The sequence below is a fragment of the Ensifer adhaerens genome, from assembly GCF_002940685.1.
In the GTDB taxonomy this organism is placed as follows: domain Bacteria; phylum Pseudomonadota; class Alphaproteobacteria; order Rhizobiales; family Rhizobiaceae; genus Ensifer; species Ensifer adhaerens_E.
Genome location: NZ_PNFP01000009.1, coordinates 103,792 through 127,969 on the forward strand (window position 1 = coordinate 103,792; position 24,178 = coordinate 127,969).

25 protein-coding genes are annotated in these 24,178 nt (G+C 63.5%); 17 read left to right on the forward strand and 8 right to left on the reverse strand.

All coding sequences use genetic code 11. The annotated features are described in order from the left end of the window. Positions 1–95: 95 nt before the first annotated feature. Positions 96–743 carry a VOC family protein gene (locus C1A35_RS18465; protein WP_104665727.1) on the reverse strand — a complete coding sequence of 216 codons (648 nt, stop codon included), beginning with the start codon at positions 741–743 and terminating at the stop codon, positions 96–98. A gap of 205 nt (positions 744–948) precedes the next feature. Here C1A35_RS18465 and C1A35_RS18470 point away from each other — a divergent pair, with 205 nt between their 5' ends. Continuing rightward, complete coding sequence (locus tag C1A35_RS18470; protein ID WP_104665728.1) at positions 949–2,187, forward strand: cytochrome P450; 1,239 nt, start codon at positions 949–951, stop codon at positions 2,185–2,187. A gap of 39 nt (positions 2,188–2,226) precedes the next feature. On the opposite strand, the gene C1A35_RS18475 is transcribed toward C1A35_RS18470, so the two are convergent. From C1A35_RS18475 to C1A35_RS18485, 3 genes are all read right to left on the reverse strand, one after another. Continuing rightward, positions 2,227–2,571, reverse strand: coding sequence for a cupin domain-containing protein (locus C1A35_RS18475; protein ID WP_104665729.1), 345 nt, complete (start codon positions 2,569–2,571; stop codon positions 2,227–2,229). 50 nt (positions 2,572–2,621) lie between these two features. Next, positions 2,622–3,905, reverse strand: coding sequence for an O-acetylhomoserine aminocarboxypropyltransferase (locus C1A35_RS18480; protein ID WP_104665730.1), 1,284 nt, complete (start codon positions 3,903–3,905; stop codon positions 2,622–2,624). Positions 3,906–4,106: 201 nt separating this feature from the next. Then, positions 4,107–4,535 (reverse strand): CoA-binding protein, encoded by a 429-nt coding sequence (locus C1A35_RS18485; protein WP_104665731.1) that lies wholly within the window; start codon positions 4,533–4,535, stop codon positions 4,107–4,109. 186 nt (positions 4,536–4,721) lie between these two features. On the opposite strand from C1A35_RS18485, the gene C1A35_RS18490 reads away from it, so the two are divergent. Beyond that, entirely contained in the window at positions 4,722–5,558 is an 837-nt protein-coding gene (locus tag C1A35_RS18490; protein WP_104665902.1) for a DMT family transporter, read from the forward strand. A 3-nt stretch (positions 5,559–5,561) separates the two neighbouring features. Here the strand turns inward: C1A35_RS18490 and C1A35_RS18495 are convergent, their stop codons facing one another. Beyond that, on the reverse strand, positions 5,562–6,383 hold the full coding sequence (locus tag C1A35_RS18495; protein WP_104665732.1) for an enoyl-CoA hydratase: 822 nt from the start codon (positions 6,381–6,383) through the stop codon (positions 5,562–5,564). A 166-nt stretch (positions 6,384–6,549) separates the two neighbouring features. Between C1A35_RS18495 and C1A35_RS18500 the strand changes: the two genes are divergently transcribed. The 4 genes from C1A35_RS18500 to C1A35_RS18515 all read left to right on the forward strand — a co-directional run bounded on the left by C1A35_RS18500 (position 6,550) and on the right by C1A35_RS18515 (position 8,586). Continuing rightward, entirely contained in the window at positions 6,550–6,981 is a 432-nt protein-coding gene (locus C1A35_RS18500) for a PaaI family thioesterase (protein WP_104665733.1), read from the forward strand. A gap of 225 nt (positions 6,982–7,206) precedes the next feature. After that, positions 7,207–7,671 carry a 50S ribosomal protein L13 gene (gene rplM, locus C1A35_RS18505; protein WP_077961597.1) on the forward strand — a complete coding sequence of 155 codons (465 nt, stop codon included), beginning with the start codon at positions 7,207–7,209 and terminating at the stop codon, positions 7,669–7,671. A gap of 2 nt (positions 7,672–7,673) precedes the next feature. Beyond that, positions 7,674–8,141 carry a 30S ribosomal protein S9 gene (gene rpsI, locus C1A35_RS18510; protein ID WP_077961598.1) on the forward strand — a complete coding sequence of 156 codons (468 nt, stop codon included), beginning with the start codon at positions 7,674–7,676 and terminating at the stop codon, positions 8,139–8,141. A gap of 106 nt (positions 8,142–8,247) precedes the next feature. Next, the gene (locus C1A35_RS18515) at positions 8,248–8,586 is read left to right on the forward strand and encodes an antibiotic biosynthesis monooxygenase family protein (protein WP_104665734.1); all 339 of its coding nucleotides are present in this window, start codon (positions 8,248–8,250) and stop codon (positions 8,584–8,586) included. Between the two features lie 24 nt (positions 8,587–8,610). Here the strand turns inward: C1A35_RS18515 and C1A35_RS18520 are convergent, their stop codons facing one another. Beyond that, entirely contained in the window at positions 8,611–9,072 is a 462-nt protein-coding gene (locus C1A35_RS18520; RefSeq protein ID WP_104665903.1) for an Lrp/AsnC family transcriptional regulator, read from the reverse strand. A gap of 125 nt (positions 9,073–9,197) precedes the next feature. On the opposite strand from C1A35_RS18520, the gene C1A35_RS18525 reads away from it, so the two are divergent. The 3 genes from C1A35_RS18525 (at position 9,198) to argC (ending at position 12,159) form a co-directional block, all read left to right on the forward strand. Then, positions 9,198–9,989, forward strand: coding sequence for a phenylalanine 4-monooxygenase (locus C1A35_RS18525; RefSeq protein ID WP_104665735.1), 792 nt, complete (start codon positions 9,198–9,200; stop codon positions 9,987–9,989). Between the two features lie 123 nt (positions 9,990–10,112). Continuing rightward, complete coding sequence (gene speB, locus C1A35_RS18530; RefSeq protein WP_104665904.1) at positions 10,113–11,075, forward strand: agmatinase; 963 nt, start codon at positions 10,113–10,115, stop codon at positions 11,073–11,075. Positions 11,076–11,226: 151 nt separating this feature from the next. After that, on the forward strand, positions 11,227–12,159 hold the full coding sequence (gene argC / locus C1A35_RS18535; protein ID WP_104665736.1) for an N-acetyl-gamma-glutamyl-phosphate reductase: 933 nt from the start codon (positions 11,227–11,229) through the stop codon (positions 12,157–12,159). A 79-nt stretch (positions 12,160–12,238) separates the two neighbouring features. On the opposite strand, the gene C1A35_RS18540 is transcribed toward argC, so the two are convergent. Then, complete coding sequence (locus tag C1A35_RS18540; protein WP_104665737.1) at positions 12,239–13,342, reverse strand: COX15/CtaA family protein; 1,104 nt, start codon at positions 13,340–13,342, stop codon at positions 12,239–12,241. A 172-nt stretch (positions 13,343–13,514) separates the two neighbouring features. Here C1A35_RS18540 and C1A35_RS18545 point away from each other — a divergent pair, with 172 nt between their 5' ends. The 3 genes from C1A35_RS18545 (at position 13,515) to C1A35_RS18555 (ending at position 15,898) form a co-directional block, all read left to right on the forward strand. After that, on the forward strand, positions 13,515–13,727 hold the full coding sequence (locus tag C1A35_RS18545; protein ID WP_043611500.1) for a DUF2842 domain-containing protein: 213 nt from the start codon (positions 13,515–13,517) through the stop codon (positions 13,725–13,727). Between the two features lie 33 nt (positions 13,728–13,760). Beyond that, entirely contained in the window at positions 13,761–14,501 is a 741-nt protein-coding gene (locus C1A35_RS18550; RefSeq protein ID WP_104665738.1) for a metallophosphoesterase family protein, read from the forward strand. Between the two features lie 152 nt (positions 14,502–14,653). Further along, the gene (locus tag C1A35_RS18555) at positions 14,654–15,898 is read left to right on the forward strand and encodes a GNAT family N-acetyltransferase (protein ID WP_104665739.1); all 1,245 of its coding nucleotides are present in this window, start codon (positions 14,654–14,656) and stop codon (positions 15,896–15,898) included. Between the two features lie 56 nt (positions 15,899–15,954). Here C1A35_RS18555 and C1A35_RS18560 read toward each other — a convergent pair whose 3' ends face one another. Beyond that, the gene (locus C1A35_RS18560; RefSeq protein WP_104665740.1) at positions 15,955–18,138 is read right to left on the reverse strand and encodes a GumC family protein; all 2,184 of its coding nucleotides are present in this window, start codon (positions 18,136–18,138) and stop codon (positions 15,955–15,957) included. A 203-nt stretch (positions 18,139–18,341) separates the two neighbouring features. On the opposite strand from C1A35_RS18560, the gene C1A35_RS18565 reads away from it, so the two are divergent. The 5 genes from C1A35_RS18565 to C1A35_RS18585 are packed head-to-tail and all read left to right on the forward strand — an operon-like array spanning position 18,342 to position 24,154. Next, entirely contained in the window at positions 18,342–18,917 is a 576-nt protein-coding gene (locus C1A35_RS18565) for a polysaccharide biosynthesis/export family protein (RefSeq protein ID WP_104665905.1), read from the forward strand. Positions 18,918–18,922: 5 nt separating this feature from the next. After that, the gene (locus C1A35_RS18570) at positions 18,923–20,095 is read left to right on the forward strand and encodes a glycosyltransferase family 4 protein (RefSeq protein ID WP_104665741.1); all 1,173 of its coding nucleotides are present in this window, start codon (positions 18,923–18,925) and stop codon (positions 20,093–20,095) included. 59 nt (positions 20,096–20,154) lie between these two features. Further along, positions 20,155–21,717 carry an undecaprenyl-phosphate glucose phosphotransferase gene (locus C1A35_RS18575; protein ID WP_104665742.1) on the forward strand — a complete coding sequence of 521 codons (1,563 nt, stop codon included), beginning with the start codon at positions 20,155–20,157 and terminating at the stop codon, positions 21,715–21,717. Beyond that, a complete protein-coding gene (locus tag C1A35_RS18580; RefSeq protein WP_104665743.1) occupies positions 21,714–22,958 on the forward strand; it encodes an O-antigen ligase family protein in 1,245 nt (414 codons plus the stop codon). Before C1A35_RS18575 ends, C1A35_RS18580 begins: the two co-directional genes overlap by 4 nt. A 2-nt stretch (positions 22,959–22,960) precedes the next feature. Beyond that, positions 22,961–24,154, forward strand: coding sequence for a glycosyltransferase (locus tag C1A35_RS18585; RefSeq protein ID WP_104665744.1), 1,194 nt, complete (start codon positions 22,961–22,963; stop codon positions 24,152–24,154). Positions 24,155–24,178 lie beyond the last annotated feature (24 nt).

Sequence of the window (24,178 nt, forward strand, 5' to 3'; positions counted from 1 at the left end):
CGGGCGCCACTGAAAAAGAGCGGTATGGACAAGTTGTTCGCAAGCGCGGCATGGCGCCGCATCGGCGGTGCCATGCCGCATCGTTGCTTTCCCCCTCAGTCTGCCGGCCCGGCGAACAGGATCAGATTCCCGTCGGGATCGAGCACGATGAACGTACGCGCGCCCCAGGGTTCCGTGCGCAATGGCTGATGAAAGCGCACGCCGGCCGTCTGGTAGGCAAGGAACAATTGCTTGATATCGCTGGCTGTATCGAGGGCGATGGCGGCCGACAGCAAGTCTTCGCGCTGCCGGATGTCGCCGACGAAGACCGGTTCGCACACGAGACGCAAGGCAAGCCTGGCGCTGTCCCGGATCACCTGGCCATAGAAGGGCGGATCGCCGTAGACGAAGTCGACGGCAAAGCCGAGCTTCTCGGTGTAGAAGTCGCAAGAGGCCTTGATGTCGGCAACGAACAGCTGCGCGGCCGTCGATTGCAGGACCGGCCGCGACGCGGTCGGATTGGCTTTCATGGTCATTGTCAGGGCTCCTGATCTGAGCGCCTGCCAACTGTCGAAACCGGATTGGCGCGCGATGAGTTCCTGCGCGTCGGCGAGCTTGAACTCCGCCTTGAGAATGGCGTCGTCATCAAGATCGCGGAAGCGTGGCAAGGCAGCCCTGATTTCGGCGGCGACCGGATGGTACCGGTCGCGATGCCATTTGAGGTACTGTTTCGCCTGCTTCTTCAGGTTTTCGAGGTTGGGCATGGGCGCAGCTACGGTTTGTCTTCCGTAGGCGGGCGTCGCCCTTTCAGCCTCAAGCCGATGCGCCCTACGCAGCAACGGGAGAGTGACCGCCAAGGCTCGCGCTGTCAACGTCCCGATCGCGGTGGCGGCGGATATCTGCGCTTGCCGGTCGAACCGCGATACCCTTAGACATAGAGGCCGTTCCAATGCTGCGAAGAGCCCTGCCATGCCTGCCATCTCAATCGACGGTGCCCAGAGGCGCGTTTCAATCGATACGCGCGATCCTGCCTTCTTTCGCGCACCGATCGCGGCCTATGCCGAGATCCACGCCCAGTGTCCGGCCTTCTTCTGGGAGGAGCGGCAGCAATGGTATTTCGCGGGCTACGATCAGGTAAGCGCGCTGCTGCGCGACAGGCGCTTTGGCCGGCAGATCCTGCACGTGGCCACGCGCGAAGAGCTCGGCCTGCCGGCGCCGAAGCCGCACCTGAAGGATTTCGACGCGCTCGAGGCGTATTCCCTGCTCGAACTCGAGCCGCCGGCGCACACGCGGCTGCGCACGCTGGTCAACCGGGCCTTCGTCTCCAGGCAGATCGAGCAGCTGCGGCCGGACATCGAGCGCCTGTCGCATACGCTGATCGACGGTTTTGAGGCCGACGGCGAGGTCGAACTGTTGAAGACCTTTGCCGAAACGCTTCCCGTGACGATCATCGCCCGTATGCTCGGCATCCCCGTCGAGGCGGCGCCCGACCTTCTCGACTGGTCGCACCGCATCGTGCGGATGTATGTCTTTAATCCGAGCTTCGAGACCGAACTCGACGCCAACCAGGCCTGCGCCGATTTTGCCAGCTATCTTAGCGGGATCATCGCCGAGAAGCGCCGCAGGCCCGCCGACGATTTGCTGACACACATGATCACCTCGGAAAAGGATGGCGAGCGGCTGTCGGAGCCAGAATTGGTCTCGACAACGGCCCTGCTCCTCAACGCCGGGCACGAGGCAACGGTGCATCAGATCGGCAATGCGGTCAGGACCATTCTGCAATCCGGGCTATCGGCCGCGGCGATGTTCGCCAATCCTGGGGCGACGGAGCTTGCGGTGGAAGAATGCCTGCGCGTCGCAGCGCCTCTGCATATTTTCCAGCGCTACGCCTTGTCGGACACCGACCTTGACGATGGCATCACGCTGCGAAAGGGCGACAAGATCGGCCTGTTGCTCGGAGCGGCGAACGTGGATCCGAAGAAGTTCACCGATCCGCAAGCTTTCCGGCCGACCCGCGACGAAGGGACCAACGTCTCCTTCGGCGCCGGCCTGCATTTCTGCATCGGCGCGCCGCTCGCCCGGTTGGAGCTCAACATCTCTCTGCCGATCCTGTTTCAGCGACTGCCGAACGTGCGGCTGAAGAACGAGCCCGAGGTGAAGGACGCGTTCCATTTCCACGGGCTGGAGCGCCTCGACCTCGTCTGGTGACCAGCACCGAAGACCGTGCAATCTCCGGTGCCTGTATGGTCACAGGCGGATCACGTAGTCCTTGCGGGTCGTCTCCACCACTTCCCAGGTGCCTTCGAAGCCGGGGCGCAGGATCATGCTGTCGCCGGCTTTGAGATGCGCCGCCTCGCCGCCATCCTGCGTGACGATCGAATAGCCGGAGATGATGTGGAAATACTCCCACTCCTCGTAGACGATCCGCCATTTGCCCGGCGTCGATTCCCAGACCCCGGCATAGAGGCCGCCTTCGGCTTCCTCGAGGTTCCAGGTCCGGAACTGTGGCGCCCCAGAGATCAGCCGATCCGCAGCGGGCGTGCCGGTTTCCGGTTCGAGAGACGACAGATCGAACTTCTGCATGTTCGTCATGGTGGCACCCTTGCGAAGGGCGCGCTGAAGCGCCCCTCGCGGCTAGTGTTTCAGAGCTTTGCCAGCGACTGTTCGAGATCGGCGATGATGTCGGAGACATCCTCGATGCCGACCGAGAGACGCACGACGTCAGGACCGGCACCGGCCGCCACCTGCTGTTCGGGCGTCAGCTGGCGATGGGTGGTCGAGGCCGGGTGAATGACGAGCGAGCGCGTGTCGCCGATGTTGGCAAGGTGCGAGAACATTTCCAGCCCCTCGACGAAGCGCTTGCCGGCCTCGTAACCGCCCTTGAGGCCGAAGGTGAAGACGGCACCGGCTCCCTTCGGGGAATAGCGCTGCTGCAGGGCGTGGTTGGGATCGTCCTCCAAGCCCGCATAGTTGACCCACGACACCTTGTCGTTCGTCTTCAACCACTTGGCGACCGCAAGCGCGTTGTCGCAATGGCGTTGCATGCGCAGCGGCAGGGTCTCTGAGCCGGTCGCCAGCATGAAGGCATTGAAGGGCGAGATCGCCGGGCCGAAGTCACGCAGGCCGAGAACGCGCGCGGCGATGGCAAAGGCGATGTTGCCGAAGGTCTGGTGCAGCACGACGCCCGCATACTCCGGACGCGGCTCCGACAGCATCGGATACTTGCCCGACTTCGACCAGTCGAAGGTGCCGCCATCGACGATGACGCCGCCCATGGAGTTGCCGTGGCCGCCGATGAACTTCGTCAGCGAGTGCACGACGATGTCGGCGCCATGCTCCAGCGGCCGCAAGAGGTAGGGCGTCGCCATGGTGTTGTCGACGATCAGCGGCAGATCGTGCTTGCGGGCAACCTCGGCAATGGCGGCAATGTCGACGAAGGTGCCACCGGGGTTGGCGAGGCTCTCGATGAAGATCGCCTTGGTGCGCCGGTCGATCTTCGCCTCGAAGGAAGCCGGATCGGCAGGATCGGCCCAGCGGACCTGCCAGTCGAAGGACTTGAAGGCGTGGCCGAACTGGTTGACCGAGCCGCCATAGAGCCGGTTGGCGGCGACGAAATTGTCACCCGGGCTCATCATCGTGTGGAAGACGAGAAGCTGGGCGGCATGCCCCGAAGCGACCGCGACGGCCGCCGTGCCGCCTTCGAGCGCCGCAAGTCGCTCTTCCAGCACCGCCTGGGTCGGGTTCATGATGCGGGTATAGATGTTGCCGAACTGCTGGAGGCCGAACAGTGCCGCGGCATGGTCGGTGTCGTTGAAGACGAAGCTCGTCGTCTGGTAGATCGGCGTCGCCCGCGCGCCCGTGGTCGGGTCGGGCTGCGCCCCCGCATGGATTGCGAGCGTGTTGAAACCTGGATTGTCTTTCGTCATCTACCCCTCCCGTGATCGAAACGCGGCCGCCTGCTGGCGCGCCAGAAACGTTCTATCACCTTGAATCTGCGCGGTATCCGCGAGCGAACTTCCGCGGATCTGGGCGGAAGCCGCGGCACTATTCCAGAGCCTTGGCGCGCGGTCAAAGAGGTTTTTCTCGAAACTGACGGTTGCGGAGACGTCAGCAGATCTCAGCCGGGGTCAGCCGATCAGGCGCGGATACTCGATCGCCGGACAGCGGTCCATGACCACCTTGATACCGGCTGCCTCCGCTTTTGCCGCCGCCCCATCATGGTGCACGGAAAGCTGGCCCCAGATCGCCTTCGGCAGCGCCTCGAGCGCGAGAATCTCGTCGACGAGCGCCGGCAAGGCGTCTGCGGCGCGGAAGACATCGACCATGTCGATCGGTTCCTTGATGTCGGCCAGCCTGCCGACCACGGCCTGGCCCTGGATCGACTTGCCGACATGCCCGGGATTGATCGGGATCACCCGGTAGCCCTTACGCAGCAGAAACGCCATGACCCGATGGCTCGGACGCTCAGGATTGGGCGAAGCGCCGACGAGGGCGATCGTCTTGGTCTCGCGCAAAATGTCGGCGAGATAATAGTCCGGGTAAGCGTCGTGGTTCATCTGCGGCTTCGGATCCGTTCGTGTTAAACGGTCGTATAATGATGGCGGGGTCGGCCAAGTCAACCGTGCGCCCCGTTCGTCCCCCGTCAAAGATTGCCGCTTGCGCAAGACTTTCCGGTTGCTTTTGCGCCCGTGCGGCGCGACAAGCATCACAAAGCCTGCCACATCGTTTTCCGAGGTCTCATCTTGCCTGTTGAAGTCATTGCGCTCGTCCTGTTCGGGGCGTTGTTGCACGCGACCTGGAATGCACTGGTCAAGGCGGGCTCGGAAAAATCGCTCGACGCGGCGATGATCGCGCTCGGGGCCGCGGTCGTGGCAATCCCCTTCCTCCCCTTCCTGCCGCTGCCTCAGCCGGAAGCCTGGCCCTATATCCTCGTCTCGGCGCTGTTCCAGTTCGCCTATTTCCAGCTCGTCGCCGCTTCCTACCGCGCCGGCGACATCGGCCTCGTCTATCCGCTGATGCGCGGCACCGCGCCGCTGATCGTTGCGGCCACCAGCGGCGCGCTGATCGGCGAAGAACTCACCTTCGGCACGTTGCTCGGCATCCTGACGATCTCCGCCGGCGTGCTGACGCTCGCCTTCGAGTCCAGGAAGGGCGGCAAGAACGCGATCGTGCTCGCCCTTCTCAACGCCTGCGTCATCGCCAGCTACACCTATGTCGACGGTATCGGGGCGCGCGTCTCGGGCAACGCGATCTCCTATACGCTTTGGATGGCGTTGCTGCCGCCGGTGCTATTGTTCACCTGGGCCTTTGCCCGCCGCGGCATCAAGCCGGTCGCCCGCCACGTCTACAAGAACTGGTGGCGTGGCCTCATCGGCGGCGCTGGCTCGATCGGAGCCTATGGCCTGGCGCTCTGGGCCATGACCAAGGCGCCGGTCGCAACCGTCGCGGCGCTCCGCGAAACCTCGATCCTCTTTGCCGTGGTGATCTCGGTCGTGTTCCTCAAGGAGCCGGTCAGCATCTGGCGCATCGCGGCTGCCTGCGTGATCGCACTCGGCGCGCTGCTATTGAAGCTCGCCTGAGCCTCAGTCGTCCTTCCATTCCGGCATGCGCTTGCCGAGGAATGCGCCGATACCGTCCTCGGCATCACGCGCGAGCATGTTCTCGACCATGACGCCGACGGCGTATTCATAGGCCTCCGGCATGTTCATTTCCGCCTGGCGATAGAAGGCTTCCTTGCCGATCTTCAGCGCCTGCGGCGACTTCGAGGCGATCACGGCAGCGTACTTGTCGACCACCTGTCGCAGGTATTGCTGCGGCACGATGCGGTTGACGAGGCCGAAATCCTTGGCGGTCGAGGCGTCGATGGTCTCGCCGGTCAAGAGCATCTCCATCGCCTGCTTGCGGTGTGCGGCACGTGTCAGAGCGACCATCGGCGTCGAGCAGAAGAGGCCGATATTGACGCCCGGCGTGCAGAAGGTGGAGCTGTCGGTGCAGATCGCCAGGTCGCAGCTCGCCACCAGTTGGCAGCCGGCCGCGGTCGCGAGCCCGTCGATTTCGGCGATGACGGCCTGCGGCAGCCGATTGATCTTCAGCATCAGGTCGGCGGCAAGGCGGATCGTTCGTTCGAAGAAGGCCCTGCCCCGATCGTCGCCCCCACGATGCGCCGTCATTTCCTTGAGATCGTGGCCGGCGGAAAACAGCTTGCCCGTCGCGGCGAGTACGACGACCTTGATGTCTTTGGAGGCGGCAATCGCATCGAACTCGGCGTGCAGCGCCTCCATCATGGCGATCGACAATACATTGGCCGGCGGGTTGTTGAGCGTCAGCCGCAAGACGGGTCCAGACTGTTCACGCAGCAGCAGGCCATTCGGCTCTTCCTTCTTGAACGATACGACATCGGCCATGGTCTTCTCCTGAAACTTGAACTGGCTTGGTGGTACGCCGGGCGGGCGTGCGGCGCAAGGTGACCGGAGAACTGGTCGGCGCATTGCGTCTTAGACCTTTTTCCGCCTTGCGTCCGACCGCCTGCCGGTTTCAGGTGGCGGCCAGCCATATTGAAGGATGCATCGCATGACCATCGCGCCGATCATGACCGTCGACGACCTCAACCGCTTTCTCGACACGGATTTCCCGCAGGTCCACACCGACGGCAAGGTCTTTCACGTCACGGCGGTCGGCCCGGGCTTTGCCACCATGCGGCTCGATCCGAACGAACGGCACGTCCGCCCGGGCGGTACCGTCTCGGGCCCCACCCTCTTCGCCCTTGCCGACGTTTCCGCCTATATCGCGCTGATCGCGCACATCGGTCCGGTCGCGCTCGCGGTCACCACCAACCTCAACATCAACTTCCTGCGCAAGCCTGAGCCGGAACCGCTCGAATGCACCTGCCGGATCCTCAAGCTCGGCAAGCGGCTCGCCGTTCTCGACGCGTCGATCGTCAAGGTCGGCGACGACGATCTCGTCGCGCACGCAACCGCGACCTACTCGATTCCGCCGCGCTAATTTGTGGTAACAAAATACCTCACTACTAACATATTGTTTTTACTAATCTTTATTTCCACCGTGCAGATTTCGCGTTCTTGACGCTTGTTTCGCGCTTGCGTATAAGCTGCCGCAGATCGCGGTCCCCAAAGGGCCGCTTTCTCTTTTGTCCGGGAAACCGGGCAAAACCAAGCAACAAGAAACGCCCAACGGTTCGCCGTTCGGGTCCAAAGAAAGAGTTTTGATATGGCAACCTTCGTTCAGAAGCCTGCAGAGGTGGAGAAGAAGTGGATCATCATCGACGCCGAAGGCCTCGTTGTTGGTCGCCTCGCTTCCCTCATCGCAAACCGCCTGCGCGGCAAGCACAAAGCTACCTTCACCCCGCATGTTGACGACGGCGACAACGTCATCGTCATCAACGCCGAGAAGGCAGTTCTGACGGGCAAGAAGTACACCGACAAGAAGTACTACTGGCACACCGGCTACCCCGGCGGCATCAAGGAGCGCACCGCTCGCCAGATCATCGAAGGCCGCTTCCCGGAGCGCGTCATCGAGAAGGCCGTCGAGCGCATGGTTCCGCGCGGTCCGCTCGGCCGTCGCCAGATGAAGAACCTGCGCGTATACGCAGGCGCCAACCACCCGCATGAAGCACAGCAGCCGACCGTCCTCGACGTCGCCAAGCTGAACAGCAAGAACACAAGGAGCGCCTGATAATGGCTGACCTTTCCGCTCTCAAGGACATCGCCACGACCGCGGAACCGGCTGCTCCGGTTCACGTCAAGAAGGTCGACGCCCAGGGTCGCTCCTACGCGACCGGCAAGCGTAAGGACGCTGTCGCCCGCGTATGGGTCAAGCCGGGTTCCGGCAAGATCACCATCAACGGCAAGCCCTACTCGGACTACTTCGCCCGTCCGGTTCTGCAGATGATCCTGCAGCAGCCGATCGTCGCAGCTGCCCGTGACGGCCAGTTCGACATCGACGCGACCGTCGCTGGCGGTGGTCTTTCCGGCCAGGCCGGTGCCGTTCGTCACGGCATCTCCAAGGCACTCACCTACTTCGAACCGGGCCTGCGCTCGGTCCTGAAGCGTGGTGGCTTCCTCACCCGCGACAGCCGCGTGGTCGAGCGTAAGAAGTACGGCCGTGCGAAGGCACGTCGTTCGTTCCAGTTCTCGAAGCGTTAATCGCTTCCAAACTGCGACTTGGAAAGGCGGGGCTATGCTCCGCCTTTTTTTGTTATTGTGCCCACACGAATCGACAGCGTCGCAACGCCGATCTTCCGAGGCCCCCATGGCAAATCCATCCGTCGCCAAGACCCCTGAGCCGCCCTATTACATCGTCACCTTCTCGTCGCATCGAACGGCCGGCGACCATGGCTACGGCAACATGGGAGAGGAAATGGAACGGCTCGCGCGCGAACAACCGGGCTTTCTCGGGCTTGAAAGCGTGCGCGGCGCCGACGGCTTCGGCATCACCAATTCCTACTGGTCGGACGAGGAAAGCATCGCCGCGTGGAAAAGCGACGTCCGCCATCTGACCGCCCAGCGGCTTGGCCGCGAGCGCTGGTACGAGGATTATCAGGTGCGCGTCGGAAAGATCGAACGGCAATACGGGTTCGAGCGCTCCTAATTCCCTGCCATCCCTCGGCCGGTTCTAGATCGGCAGCTCCGTCGTCGACTTGAGCTCCCGCAGGACGAAGCTCGACACCACGGTGCGCACATGCGGGTTGCGCATCAGGTAGCGCGTCATGAAGACGTCGTAGCTCTCGACGTCGTTGGCACGGATCTTCAGCATGTAATCGAACGTGCCGGATAGGGCATAGCATTCCATGATTTCCGGCCGGTCACGCACGACCGCCGAGAAGGCAGCAATCGCCTCGTCGTGGTGATCCTCGAGCGTCACATGGGCGATGATGCAGAGTTTCAGATCAAGCTTTGTCGGATCGAGCAGCGCCACCCGCTTGCGAATGACGCCCTCGGCCTCCAGCTCCTGCAACCGTCGCCAGGCCGAGCTTTGCGACATGCCGGCTTTCTCGGCGAGGTCGGAGAGCGACTGGCCGCTATCGGCCTGAATCAGCCGCAGCAGCCTTCGAACCGGCTGAAGATTTTCTTTCATATCGGACGGCATTTCGGATTTTCCTCCCGCCAGCAGGCCTCCACCTGGCAACTGTGGAACAAATACTCGCTCCATCCGCGATACAATTGCAACAGGAGAAGTGTTCTGGCGAATGAGGAGACGTCATGACCAAGGAAAGCACATACACCGCCAGGCTGCCGGAGCCTGACGGTACCTATCTCTACACCCCGGAAGAGGATGCGATCTGGGGAGAGCTTTACCAGAGGCAGATGAGGCTTCTGGCCGACAAGGCGTGCGACGAATATCTGGAAGGTGCCAGGACGCTCGATCTCGGCCCTGATCACGTGCCGCAGTTGAAGGACGTCAACCGGCGCCTTGCCGAAACCACCGGCTTTGGCGTCGAAGGCGTTCCGGCGCTCATTCCGCCGTCCCGTTTCTACGAGCTTCTGTCCCAGGGCAAGTTTCCGCTGGCCACCTTCATCCGCCGTCGCGAGCACATCGACTACATTGAAGAGCCCGACATCTTTCACGAAGTCTTCGGCCACTGCCCGCTCCTGACCAACCAGAGCTACGCCAATTTCGTGCGCCGCTTCGGCGAGAAGGCGGTCTCGCTCGGCAAGGGCTATTCCTGGCACATGTTCCGGATCTTCTGGTTCACCGTCGAGTTCGGCCTCATCAACACGCCGAAGGGCCGCCGCTGCTATGGCGCCGGCATCGTGTCTTCGCCGAACGAGACACGCAATGCCATGGAAACATCAGGCATCGAGTTTCGCCCGTTCGACCTGATGACCGTGCTCAGAACACCCTATCGCATCGATATCGTCCAGCCGATCTATTACGTGATCGACAGCTTCGCCCAGCTCGAAACGATTATCGAAGAGGATATCGCCGCGCGCATCACCGAAGCGAAGGCGCTCGGCGACTTCGCCCCGACCTACGAGGCCAAGGCCTCGTAACTGCCGAAGAATTGGCCGGCAGGGCCTTGCCTTGCCGGCAACGATTGTCCAACGTCTCGCCACGAGAGGGAGAGCGGAATGGCCGGCCATCGCGCCGACATCCGCCCAGGCAAGAGGCGGGACATGGCCAACAGGACAATCGATCACGCGCTGACGGCGCGCTCGCTCACATCGGCGGCATCCGATCCGACGCATGCCGGCATTCTCTCCTTCATGCGCCGAAAGTACTCCAAGCAACTGAAAGGCGTCGACGCCGTCGTCTGGGGCATTCCCTTCGACGCCGCCACCTCGAACCGCCCCGGTGCCCGTTTCGGGCCGCAGGCGATCCGCCGCGCTTCGGCGATCTTCGACAACGATCCGCAATACCCGTTCGAGCGCGACCTCTTCGCGGAGATGGCGACGATCGACTATGGCGACTGCCTGCTCGACTACGGCAATCACCAGAAGACGCCGGCAACGATCGAGCGCGAGGCGGCGAAGATCCTGAAGAGCGGCGCCTATCTGCAGACGCTCGGTGGCGACCACTTCGTCACCTATCCGATCCTGAAGGCACAGGCAGCCATCCACGGCCCCCTCGCCCTCGTTCAGTTCGACGCCCATCAGGACACCTGGCCGGACGAGCGCGGGCGGATCGACCACGGCTCCTTCGTCGGCCGTGCGGCGCGCGAGGGCCTGATCGACACGGACGCGTCGATCCAGATCGGCATCCGCACCCATGCGCCTGACGATTGCGGCATCCGCATCCTCTATGGCTATGACGTCGAGGATATGAGCGCCGCCGAGATTGCCGAGACGATCATAAGGCAAGTCGGCGAGCGCAAGGCGTACCTTACCTTCGATATCGACTGCCTCGACCCGGGTTACGCCCCTGGCACCGGCACACCTGTCGCCGGTGGTCCGTCGAGCGCCAAGATCCTCTCGGTGCTGCGCAAGCTCGGCGCGCTCACAATCGTCGGCAGCGATGTCGTCGAAGTGGCGCCGGCCTACGACCACGCGGACGTCACCGCGATCGCCGGCGCGACGGTTGCCATGTACATGCTGGGGCTGCACGCCGAAAAGCTTGCCGAGCGCGCGCCGCTGCGCTGAGATTGAGCGCTGCCGTTGCGACCAAGGGCAGCTGCTTGTATAGGAACTGACGGGGCTGGCGGCGGTCCGCCCGCCTGTTGAGAAATTGATTCAATTCTATGCCAGACTGATTCTGGAACGATCCGTAAGACACTGGCAGAACGGGAAAATCATGAAACCGAAGATCTTCATCGATGGCGAACACGGCACCACGGGCCTGCAGATCCGCACCCGCATGGCCGGCCGTAGCGATCTCGAACTGCTTTCCATTCCGGAAGCGGAACGACGCAACGCCGCGATGCGCGAAGATCTCCTGAACGAGGCCGACATCGCGATCCTGTGCCTGCCGGACGACGCCTCGCGCGAGGCGGTTTCGATGGTTTCCGGTAACAACAAGGTCCGCATCATCGACACGTCGACCGCGCACCGCATCGCGCCCGACTGGGCCTATGGCTTTGCCGAAATGGACAATGCGCAGCCGGCAAAGATCCGCGACGCGCGCCATGTCGCCAACCCCGGCTGCTATCCGACGGGCGCGATCGGCGTGATCCGGCCGCTGCGCCAGGCCGGCATCCTGCCCGACGGTTACCCGGTCACGGTCAATGCGGTTTCCGGCTATACCGGCGGCGGCAAGCAGATGATCGCGCAGATGGAAGACGAGACCAATGCGGAGCACATCAGCGCGCCGCACTTCCTCTACGGCCTGACGCTCAAGCACAAGCACGTGCCCGAAATGAAGATGCACGGCCTGCTCGATCGCGCGCCGGTCTTTGCCCCCTCGGTCGGCAAGTTCGCGCAGGGCATGATCGTCCAGGTGCCGCTCTATCTCGAAGACCTCGCCGCCGGCGCAACGCTCGAGACGATCCACGCCGCCCTCGTCGCACACTATGCCGGCCAGTCGATCGTCGAGGTCGTGCCGCTTGCGGAAAGTGAAAAGCTCGCGCGCATCGACGCCACCGAGCTTGCCGGCAAGGATACGATGAAGCTCTTCGTCTTCGGCACCAGCGGCGGCAATCATGTCAACCTCGTCGCCCTGCTCGACAATCTCGGCAAGGGCGCCTCGGGTGCAGCCGTCCAGAACATGGACCTGATGCTGTCTGCCTGATCGGCAAATGCGTTGCAAAACAAAAGACCCCGGCGAGCCGCTCGCCGGGGTCTTTCTGTTGACGGCATCCAGATTGATGTCAGTCCCGATACGCGATCGCCGTCGGCCGCGGATACTCGCCGTAGAAGCCGCGCCAGTGGGCGATGGCGAAGCCGAGCACGACCAGCGCGCCGCCCTGGTGCGCCACGCCCCAGCCGATCGGCACCTGCAAGACCAGCGTGGTGATGCCGATCACCGCCTGGACGCTGATCAGCAGGAACAGCAGCACCGATCGCCGCGCATGGGTGGTCTCGGGCGCTGCCCGCAGCGAGGCGATCATGTGCATCAGCGCGAAGGCGAAGAGCACATAGGCGCCGACGCGGTGGACGAACTGCACCGTCTTCGGGTTCTCGAACAGGTTGATCCACCAGGGCTGCTGCAGGAACAGGTCCTGCGGGATGATCGCGCCATCCATCAGCGGCCAGGTGTTGTAGCTGAAGCCGGCGTCGAGACCTGCGACCAGCGCGCCGAGGTAGATCTGGAACAGGCTGAAGATGGCGATGATAGCAGCCATCTTGCGCGAGCGGTCGGTCGGCGCCGTGTCGTTGGAATGAGAACTCAGCCCGCGGAAAATCCACATGCAGGCGGCAAAGATCAGACAGGCGATGACGAGATGCGTCGCCAGCCGATACTGGCTGACCTCGGTGCGCTCGACGAGACCCGAGGAAACCATCCACCAGCCGATGAACCCCTGGAAACCGCCAAGCGCGAGGATACCGAGAAGCGGCATCCGCAGCCGGCGCTCGACCTTCCCGGTGAACCAGAAATAGGCAAGCGGCAAGGCGAAGATCAAGCCGATGGTGCGGGCCAGCAGCCGGTGCGCCCATTCCCACCAGAAGATGGTCTTGAATTGTTCCACCGTCATGCTGTTGTTCATCTGCTGGTATTGCGGAATGCGCTGGTAGAGCTGGAACTCCTCTTCCCACTCTGCGGCCGAAAGCGGCGGGATGACGCCGTGGATCGGCTTCCATTCGGTGATCGACAGGCCCGATTCCGTCAGCCGCGTCGCGCCGCCGACGAGCACCAGGGCAAAGAGCGTAAAGAGCACGACGGCCAGCCAGCCGCGGATCTGCCGGCGATTGCGGTCGGTCTTGCCGATCTCGTTTCGAAGCATTTGTTCAGTCGCCAATTCGACGCCGGCCATCATGTTCCCTCTGGTGTCGCAGGGTTGTCGGCGGCGCAACCGGACGGATCAACGGTCGCACCTTCAGGAAAGCCGTTGATTTGCACCAGAGCGGCATGCAAAACAAGGCCGAAACCTTTGCGGCATGCGGTCGCGGCCGTCCGCGTCCATTTGTCCCTGTGAAAGATATGAAATGCCCGTACGCCTCAGAAAGCTGATCGGCACGATCCTGATCATCATCCTCGTCGTCGTCTATGCACTGGCCGCCGTCACCTTTGCCTCGCTGCTGCTCGGTGCCGCCCCCTGGTACGTGCATCTGGCCTACTTCTTCTTCACCGGGCTGCTCTGGATCTTGCCGGCGATGCTGATTATCAAATGGATGGAAAAGCCGGCGCGCGACCGCTGAGCCTGAGCGCGGCAGCCATTCGAGGAGACGCCCGTGAAACTTGCGGTCATCGCTGATATCCATGGCAACGATCTCGCACTCGAGGCCGTGCTCGCCGACATTGGCGCGCTCGGCATCACCGACATCGTCAATCTCGGCGACCACTTGAGCGGTCCGCTCAATGCGGCGCGTACCGCCGACATCCTCATCGAGCGGGAGATCCTCTCGATCCGGGGCAATCACGATCGTTATCTCGTGACGATCGATCCCCGCGACCTGCCGCTGTCGGATCGCACAGCCTACGATCAATTGCAGCCACGGCATCGTGAGTGGCTCGCCACCCTGCCCGTCGCGCACGTCCACGAAAACACGTTCTTCCTGTGCCACGCGACGCCGACCAACGACGAAACCTACTGGCTGGAGGCATTGACGGCCGACGGCACCGTCCATATGGCGCAGCGTTCGGCCATCGAGGCGAAAGCAGCCGGCATCGATTATCCGGTTATCCTGTGCGGACACACCCATATCCAGCGCGCCGTGCGGCTTTCCGACGGCCGGCTCGTCGTCAATCCCGGCAGCGTCGGCTGCCCCGGCTATGACGACGACCAACCGGTGCCGCACAGGGTCGAGGCAGGTTCGCCGGACGCACGCTACGCCATCGTCGAGCGGGCGGTTTCCGGGTGGCACGTCACCTTCCGCAGCGTCCCCTATGACTGGATGGCGATGTCTCGGCTTGCGGCCAGCCGCAACCGCATGGAATGGGAAAAGGCATTGGCCACGGGCTTTCTCGATTAAAATCTGCGAGCACTTCACATGCCTCGCTTCACGCTTTGCTAACCGCGTTCGCCGGTTCTTCCCAATCGGCTTCATAAGTATTCCCGAATTAAAGCGATCGTAGCGGGCTTGAGGTTCAATCACTCCGCAACAAGGACCGGACGGCAGCCGCAATGACGAACTCGGAAATCACCATGGACGGCTCCGGCGATAGCCGCGCGCATGCGTCCCTGCGTGCAGGCCCGACCGAGGCCGCAGGCCGTTTCGAGGTCTCCCTACACCCCAGCATGGAGCCGCTCGAAGCCGAGTGGCGCATGCTCGACGGCCTTTCCGGCAACTCGCTGCACCATGCCTATCAATGGTGCCGCGCCTGGGCCGCGAACCACGCAAGCCACCTGGCGCTGCTGCGGGTTACGTTCGACGGCGAACTCCTCCTCATCCTGCCGCTCGAGGTGAAGCAGGGGCGCCTGTTTCGAACGGCCCGCCTTATCGGCACGGAGCACAGCAACCTCAACACCGGCCTCTTCGCGCACAACGCCTCGGGCGTCATCACCTCGCCCGCGCGTGCCGACGCGCTCGCCGGGGCGATTAGCGGCGCGCTGCGTGGTCTTGCCGACATCGTCATGCTCGACCGTCTGCCGGGCAACTGGCGCGGCGCCCCCAACCCGTTCGCCCTGCTTCCAGGCGTTGCAAATCCCAACCCGTCGTTTCAGCTTCCGCTGCTTGGCAGCATTCAGCCCACACTGGCGCAGATCAACGCCAAGCGCCGACGCAAGAAGATGCGCACGTCCGAGCGCCGTCTGGCGGAAATGGGTGGCTACGACTACGTGATTGCCCGCACCCGCGATGAGGCTCACGCGCTGCTCGATACCTTCTTTCGGCAGAAGGCGGAGCGCTTTGCGACGCTCGGCCTTCCCGATGTCTTCCGGGACCCGGAAACGCAGGCATTTTTCCACGCGCTCGCCGCCCGTGTGGACGACGACGTGCATCTCATGGAACTCAATGCCATTCGCCTCCGGGGCGAGCATGACGGCCGGATCGTCGCTGTCGCCGGGCTTTCTCGCAAGGCGGATCACGTGATCTGCCAGTTCGGATCGATCGACGAGGCGCTGGCCGGTGATGCCAGTCCGGGTGAATTGCTGTTCTACCGCATGATCGAGCGCCTGTCGGCCGAAGGCGTACGCCTGTTCGACTTCGGCGTCGGCGACCAGCCCTACAAGCGTTCCTGGTGCTCGATCGAAACGCCGCTGCGCGATATCGTCTTGCCGGTGACGCTCGCCGGCCGGCTCGCAAGCCTGCGGCATCATCTCGTCGTGCGGGCAAAAAGGATGATCAAGGCGAACAGCGCGATTTACGCCCGCATCCAGCGCACGCGGCGGCGCAGGCAGGGCAAGACCTTCGTCAACGGCGCAGACTGAGCACGCGGTCTCAAGGCACGCCCCCTGGGCGCGCGGTGGCCGATGACCGGCGCCGCTTACGCAGCGTCGCGGTCCGGGTAGTCGGGATCCGATTGCACCTGACCCGTCATCAGCACGATGTCGCGATAGCCGGCAGCACCGAAACTGGTCAGCACCTCGACGATGCGTTCGTCGCTCACCGACGGCGCCGACAGGATGATTTCCGCGCCATCGCGGCCGGCGATCTTCTCGACAGCCATTTCGTCAGCCGGGCCGCATTCGAGCAGGACAAGATCATAGGCGTTGGTCAGGGCGTCGATGATCATCTTCAGCCGCTCGATGCCGCGCATCGCCTGACGCGGATCGGCATCGCCCTGAGGAATGATATGGGCGTCGGAAAAACGATCCGCGTGGATCGTGTCCGTGAACGGCACCTCCCCTGCGAGCAGGTTGGTGATCCCCGGAAGCTGCTGCGCGCGTGCCATCAGGCGTGTCGGGCAGGCCGAACCCGTCAGGTCGATCAGCACGACCTTCAACTCCTCTTCGGCCAGCAACCGCGCCAGCATCACCGTGGCGGTGGAGCCCTCGTCGCCGCCCGGCGATACCGAAATCGCAACGCGCACATTGGTGGCGCGCAGATGCTCGGCGACGGCCTCGATCGAGAAATCCGCCTCGGCGGCCTCTCCTGTCTCTTGCGCGAGCGGTGATGTGTCCGCCGCCGGCGGCTGGTCGACCGCGTCATCGACGGCGGGCGAAACCGCAGGCGAGGCCTCGGCCATCGCGACCGGCGGCAGATCGGCGACGCTCGCGGCAAGCGCCGGCCGCGGGCGGACCGGTGTTCGCTCACCCGTTGCCGAGACGGGCCGCAGTGCCCGTCCGCTGAAAAGCTCGCCAAGCATGATGGCGACGCAGGTCAAGAGGAATGTGGCAAGCGCCGCAACGATCGTGATCGGCAGCACCTTCGGAAAGCTCGCGCCGGTTGGAACCACGGCACTCGAAATGACGCGCGCATCGGCCGGTGTCGCGTTCTCGACCGTGCGCGATGTCGCCTCGCGATAGCGTGCGAGATAGGTCTCCAGCAATTGCCGCTGCGCGGTCGCTTCACGCTCGAGCGCGCGCAGCCCCACCTCTTCCTCGCCGGCCTGCGCCGACTGCGCCTTCAGCGCATTCAGCTGCTGGGTCAACTGCTGTTCGCGCAGTTCGCCGACCTTCGCCTCGTTTTCGAGGCTCGTCAGGATCTTGCGGGTCTCCGTGCTGATCTGGCCGCGAATGCCCTCGAGCTGCGACTTCAGCGCCTTCAGGCGTGGATGGCCATCGAGCAGGGTCGTCGAAAGATCGGCGACCTGCGCCTGGAGATTGGCCTCGGTCTCCTTCAACCGCTGGATCATCTGGGAACCGACGACGTCGGCAATGGTGTCGGGCGCGCGGCCGCTCGCAAGCGCCGAACGCACGCCGGCGGCACGCGCCTCGGCATTGGCGCGCTCGCCGCGTACCCGGGTCAGCTCCGTCGAAATGTCCGTCAGCTGCCGCGTCGCAAAGTTCGTGGTCTCGCCGGTCGGCAACAGGTCGGACGAGGCGCGATAGGCTGCCACCTTCGCCTCGGCATCCCGCACCTTCTCACGCAGATTGGCGATCTCCGGCTCGAGCCAGCGCGTCGCCTCGGAATTGGTGTCGAGCTTTGCGCCGCTCTGAAGTGCCAGGAAGACCTTCGCCATCTCGTTGGGCACGGCGGCCGCGAGCTGGCGATCCTTGGAGGTGAAGCCGATCGCGATCACCCGCGACTTCTCCACCTGATAGACCTGCAGTTTGTCGGAGAATTCCTTGAGCACCCTCTCCTCGGGCGGCATCTCCAGCGGGTTCTTCTTGAGCCCGAGCATGACGAGAAGATCCGAAAGCGCCGAGGGCGCCGACGACGGATCGAATTCCTTGAGCTCGTAGAGCTTCATGTTGCGGGCGACCTGCTTGATGAGGTCGGCCGACTTGAGCACCTGCACCTGGCTGAGGATGCCGGATTCGTCGAAGACGCGGTCGGCGCCGGCCTGCGAGGCCTGGTTGGGGCCGCTGAACTCCGGCTCGCGCGATTCGATGAGCACGCGGGTTTCGCTCTGATAATCCGGCGCGATCATCTTCGCGGCGCCGAAGGCAAGCGCCGCGACACCGGCGGTGGCGAGCAAAACCTTGACGCGCCGATCCCAGACGGCGCGAAACAGGCCGCCGAGGTCGATATCCACATCCTGCTGTGCGCCGCCGCTTCCCGACATGCTCCTGGCTCCGAACCTTCAAATCTCGCCGGACCGTAAAGGAACATGGTAACGCAAGGGTTAATGCGATCAACCTACGGACGATATAGGACCGGTGGCGGTGCCAGCCTCCCGCGAAAATTCTACTGCGAGTTTACCGCCTATTAACCCTAACGGATCGATAACGTCACAAAAGCTGGTCGTTTCCGGAGCCTATGAACCGCATGTCCACCGCAGCTATCAAGACGGGTCTCGCGATCACAGCGGCAGCGCTGTCGATGTTGCTCGGCGGCTGCACGAGCTACCAGCCCGCACCCAAGGCCTTCAGCGAAGCCACGATCCAGCCCTACCGGCTCGACAGCGGCGACCGGCTGCGCATCAATGTCTTTGAACAGGCCGGTCTCAGCGGCACCTACACGGTCGATCAGGCCGGCTACGTCGCCTTCCCCTTGATCGGCACCGTCGCCTCGCGCGGCAGGACCCTGCCCGAACTCGAGGGCACGATCGCCGCCAAGCTGAAACAAGGCTATCTGCGCGATCCTGACGTCACGATCGAGGTCGATCGCTACCGTTCCGTCTTCATCATGGGCGAAGTCGGCCAGGCCGGCCAATACGCCTACGTGCCCGGCATGACGGTGCAGAACGCGATCGCGGTCGCCGGCGGCTTCTCCCCGCGCGCCAACCAGTCAAACGCCGACATCACGCGCAAGATCAATGGCCGCATCATCACCGGCCGGGTGCCGATCACCGACGCGGTTCTTGCCGGCGACACGATCTATGTTCGCGAACGCCTGTTCTGACCTCGATGCAACAAGAGCGGCCCTTGCGCATCATCCACTGCTTCAGGTCGCCTGTGGGCGGGATATTCCGCCACGTTCGCGACCTGGCCGAGGCGCATGCCAAGGCTGGCCATGAAGTCGGCATCCTCTGCGACAGCACGACAGGCGGCAGCCACGAGGATCGGCTGTTCGACGAAATCCGCCCCCATCTGGCGCTCGGCCTCACACGGATGCCGATCCATCGCTCGGTCGGGCCACAGGATTTTGCCGCGCTCTGGCGCGGCTACAAGGAAATCAGAAGTTTGCGACCGGATGTGTTGCATGGGCACGGCGCCAAAGGCGGCGTCATTGCCCGGCTCATCGGTTCAGCCTTGCGGGTCAACAGGTATCGCGTAGCCCGCCTCTATTCGCCGCATGGCGGCAGCCTGCACTACCGCCCCGGCTCCATGACCGGACGGTTGATCTTCCCGGCGGAACGGATCCAGCAGCGGATTACGGACGCCCTCGTCTTCGTCTGCGATTTCGAGCGGCAAACCTATTTCGCAAAGGTCGGCAAGCCGCGCGAACGCAACGAGCTGATCTACAACGGCATCGACGACCGGGAGTTCGAAATCGTCCCGCCCAGTCCGGATGCGGTCGACTTTCTCTATATCGGCATGATGCGGGACCTGAAGGGTCCCGATCTCTTTGTGGAAGCATTCGCGCAGACCGAAAGGCTTGTCGGCAGGCCGTTGTCGGCGCTGATGATCGGCGACGGTCCGCAGCAGCAGGAATATATCGACCTGGTACTGCAGCAGGGTCTCGGCCGCCGCATCCGCATGCAACCGGCGATGAAGACGCGGGAGGCTTTCGCACTGACGCACAACATCGTCGTTCCCTCGCGCGCCGAATCCATGCCCTACATCGTGCTTGAGGCACTGGCGGCGCGAAAGCCAGTCATCGCCAGCCGCGTCGGCGGGATTCCGGAAATTCTCGGGCGCGACAGCACCGCGCTTGCCGAGCCCGCCAATGCCCGGTCACTCGCCGCCATCATGGCGCGCGCGATCACCGAGAAAGACTGGGCGGCGCGTGTGATGCCTGATCCGAGCACGTTCAAGTCGCAATTTGCAGCTTCGGTAATGTCGGCGGATATGCTAAGGCTCTATCGGGAATTGTGCCGTTACCAGCCGCCCGCCGATAGCGTGTTGCCCACAACGTAAGCGTTTCTTAGTGGCTTTCTGCTATCCCGGCTGAGGGACTTCAGCGCCGGAAGACAGCCATGAACAAGTTTGACCGCCCGGGTTCGTTCGACCCCGAAGCGCTTCGCAAGAAGATTTCGGAGATCCGCGCCCGCGCGCCTGGCGAAGAGCCGGACGAAAAGACGAGCAAGGATCTCAATCCGCTGGCGCGGCAGATCGCCGAGCAGTTCAGCGCCGATACCTATTCGCCGGCGATGATCATGGGGCTGATGCGCCTGTTCGAGTTCAGCGCGCTCTTTGCGATCGGCTATGCCATCAACGCGCTCTACGTCCAGCCGGGTCTCGATCAACTGCCGCTCTACCTGGCCATCCTCGTCGGCGGCTCGGCGCTGGCGGTCGCCGCCATGCAGATCGCCGACACCTATCAGATCCCGGCACTGCGCGCCTGGCTGCGGTTCATGCCGCGCATCCTCGCTTCCTGGGCAGTCGCCTTCGGCGGCATCGCCGTCGCGCTGTTCTTTCTGAAATCCGGTCACCAGTATTCGCGCGTCTGGTTCGGCGGCTGGTTCATCGGCGGCGCGGTCTTTCTCATCGCCGAGCGCGCCTTCATCGCCTATTCCATCCGCCACTGGGCCCGCAACGGCACCATGGAGCGGCGCGCCGTCGTCGTCGGCGGCGGTCAGCCAGCCAAGGACCTGATCCGCACGCTCGAGGACCAGCCCGACAACGACATCCGCATCTGCGGCATTTTCGATGATCGCGACGAGCGCCGCTCGCCCAATGTGATCGCCGGCTATCCGAAGCTCGGCACCGTCGACGAACTGGTGGAATTCGCCCGCCTGGCGCGCATCGACATGCTGATCATCTCGCTGCCACTGACGGCGGAGAAACGCATTCTCCAGCTTCTGAAGAAGCTCTGGATCCTTCCTGTCGATATCCGGCTCGCCGCGCACGCCAACAACCTGCGCTTCCGCCCGCGCAGCTATTCCCATGTCGGCGACGTGCCGATGCTCGACATCTTCGACAAACCGATCGCCGACTGGGACTCGGTTGCCAAGCGCGGCTTCGACATCGTCTTCAGCCTCGTCGCCCTGGTGCTGCTGTGGCCGATCATGCTCGGTGCGGCGATCGCCGTCAAAACGACGTCGCCTGGCCCGATCATCTTCAAGCAGAAGCGGCACGGCTTCAACAACGAGACGATCGAGGTCTACAAGTTTCGCTCGATGTATACGCATCTGGGCGACCCGACAGCCCGCAACGCCGTGACGAAGGGCGACCCGCGCGTCACCCCCGTCGGACGCTTCATCCGCAAATCCTCGATCGACGAGCTGCCGCAGATCTTCAACGTGCTGAAAGGCGAACTCTCGCTCGTCGGTCCGCGTCCGCACGCCGTTCTGGCGCAGACCCAGAACCGCACCTATTCCGACGTCGTCGAAGGGTACTTCGCCCGCCACCGCGTCAAGCCCGGCGTCACCGGCTGGGCGCAGATCAACGGCTGGCGCGGCGAGATCGACAATGACGACAAGATTCGCCTGCGCACCGCGTTCGACCTCCATTACATCGAGAACTGGTCGCTGCTCTTCGACCTCAAGATCCTGTTCCTGACGCCGTTCCGGCTTCTCAACACCGAGAACGCGTATTGAGCACCGTCGACTCAGGCCGGCTCCTGATCGCCCGTCCCCAGCTTGCGGCGCTTTCGCTGCTTGGCTCCGGGCTGGTGGCGTTTACAGTGTTTCTCTCCGGCTTCGTCATCTTCGAGCCGGCGCCCTATGAGCTGTTCCTGGTGGCGCTCATCTGTCTTTGGGCGTTGTTCGGGCTTAAGATATCGCGCAGCGTCGCTCCTCTGCTTACGCTTCTGACGCTGTTCATGATCGGCGGCATCCTGTCGCTGACCGTCATGGTCGACCTGACCAAGGGCCCGATGTACATGGCGGTCTCCGGCTTCCTTGCATTGTCGTCGGTCTTTTTTGCCGCGATCATCGAGGATCGCCACGAGCGGTTGCGGTTGATCTTCAATGCGTGGACGGTCGCGGCCGTCATCACCGCCACGCTCGGTATCCTCGGTTACTTCGGCGCCGTGCCGGGGGCGGAAAACTTCACGCTCTATGGCCGCGCCAAGGGTGCCTTTCAGGATCCGAACGTCTTCGGCCCGTTTCTGTCCGTCCCGGCCATGTATCTGATCCACGGGATCCTGACGCAGCCGATCCAAAAGGCGCCGGTGAAGATCGCAGCGCTGCTTGTGCTGGCGCTCGGTGTCTTCCTGTCGTTTTCACGCGCCGCCTGGGCGCTCAATCTCTTCTGCGTGGTCACCTTCGTCTTCGTCATGCTGCTCAAGGAGCGAAATGGGCTCTTCCGCCTGAGGATCCTGGTGCTGGCGCTCGTCGGCGGGATCATGATCGTCGGCGCGCTTCTCGTCGCGCTTCAATCCGAGCAGGTCGCGACACTCTTTTCCAGCCGCTCGCAGCTCGTACAGGATTACGACGGCGGTCACCTCGGCCGCTTCGACCGGCATCGTCTGGGCTTCCTGATGTCGATGGAAAAGCCGCTCGGCATCGGGCCAATGGTGTTCAGCACGATCTTCCCCGAAGACGAGCACAATGTCTGGCTGAAGTCGCTCACCTCCTATGGCTGGCTCGGCTTCGTCAGTTACGTGACGCTGATCGTCTGGACCCTGTCGCTCGGCTTCCGCTTTCTGCTGCTCAACCGTCCCTGGCAGACCTATCTGATGATCGCCTGGGTCGCCATTCTCGGCCATGTCGGCGTCGGCAACGTCATCGACACCGATCACTGGCGCCACTTCTATCTGCTCATCGGCGTCATCTGGGGATGCGCCGCGCTTGAGTATCGCCATCGCCGGCAGGCGCGCGCCGGCTGGAGCTCCTGATCATGGAACATGTCGTTCCACGCCGGTCGCCGGCCCCTCCCCTCAGGCTCCTGCAGGTGCTGGAGCCGAGCGGCGGCGGCTCGGGCCGTCACTTCCTCGATCTGTGCCGTGGCATGCACAGCCGCGGGCATCACGTCGAGGCCGTCTATTCGCCGGTGCGCGCCGAGGAAGCCTTCGTTCGCGAGCTGAAGGCGATCGGCCTGCCGGCCGTGCACGCCGTCAACATGAAGCGCGCGCCTGGGCCGTCGGATCTCACCTGTTTTCTCGAACTCCGCCGCATCATCGGCCGCAACGGCTTCGACATCATTCACGGCCACAGTTCAAAGGCCGGCGCCCTGACGCGCCTGCGGCTGCCCGGCCCGCATGTCCCGCGGATCTACACGCCACACGCCTTTCGTACGCTGGATCCCACACTCGGCCGCGGCGGGCGTTTGATCTACGGCACGATCGAATGGGCCCTTGCCGGTTTCCTTACAGATCACCTGATCTGCGTGTCCGACGACGAATTTCGCCACGCACTCTCCCTGCACATGCCCGAGAAGCGCATGTCGGTGATCGTCAACGGCGTCGCGCCACCGTCAGCCGAGATGGCACAGACGCTGCGCGCCAGCTTCGGGATTGCGCCGGAGGCTTTCGTCTTCGGCTTCGTCGGACGACTTTCCGCCCAGAAGGCGCCGGAGCGACTGATCGCTGCGTTCAAGAGTGTCGCCGGTTCCGTCAGGAACAGCCACCTCGTCATGGTCGGCAGCGGTGAACTCGAAGGCAGCCTGCGCAAGGCGATCGCCGAAAGCGGGCTGCAGAACCGCATGCACCTGACCTCCGCCTTTACCGGCCCGCAGGCCGTTCCGGCCTTCGACCTCCTGGTGATGCCAAGCCGCTACGAAGCCATGTCCTATGTGATGCTCGAAGGCGCGGCTGCCGGCAAGGCGATCATCGCCACCGATATCGGTGGCGCGCGCACGGTGATCGCCGACGGGCGGAACGGTTTCATCCTGCCCAACAGCGACGACACCTCCGCACTTGCCAAGACCATGATCCGGGCAGCCGAAGCAGAGACCTTCAAGGCGCTCTCGGCCACGGCCGAAAGCCTGAAGGATCGGTTTACGCTCGCCGTGATGCTCGATCGCACGGAGGCGCTCTACTGGAAGGCAGCATCGAAGCGACAGACCGCAGAGTTGGTCCGGCCAGTCAGGTAGCGCGAAAGGGACAGCACGATTGCC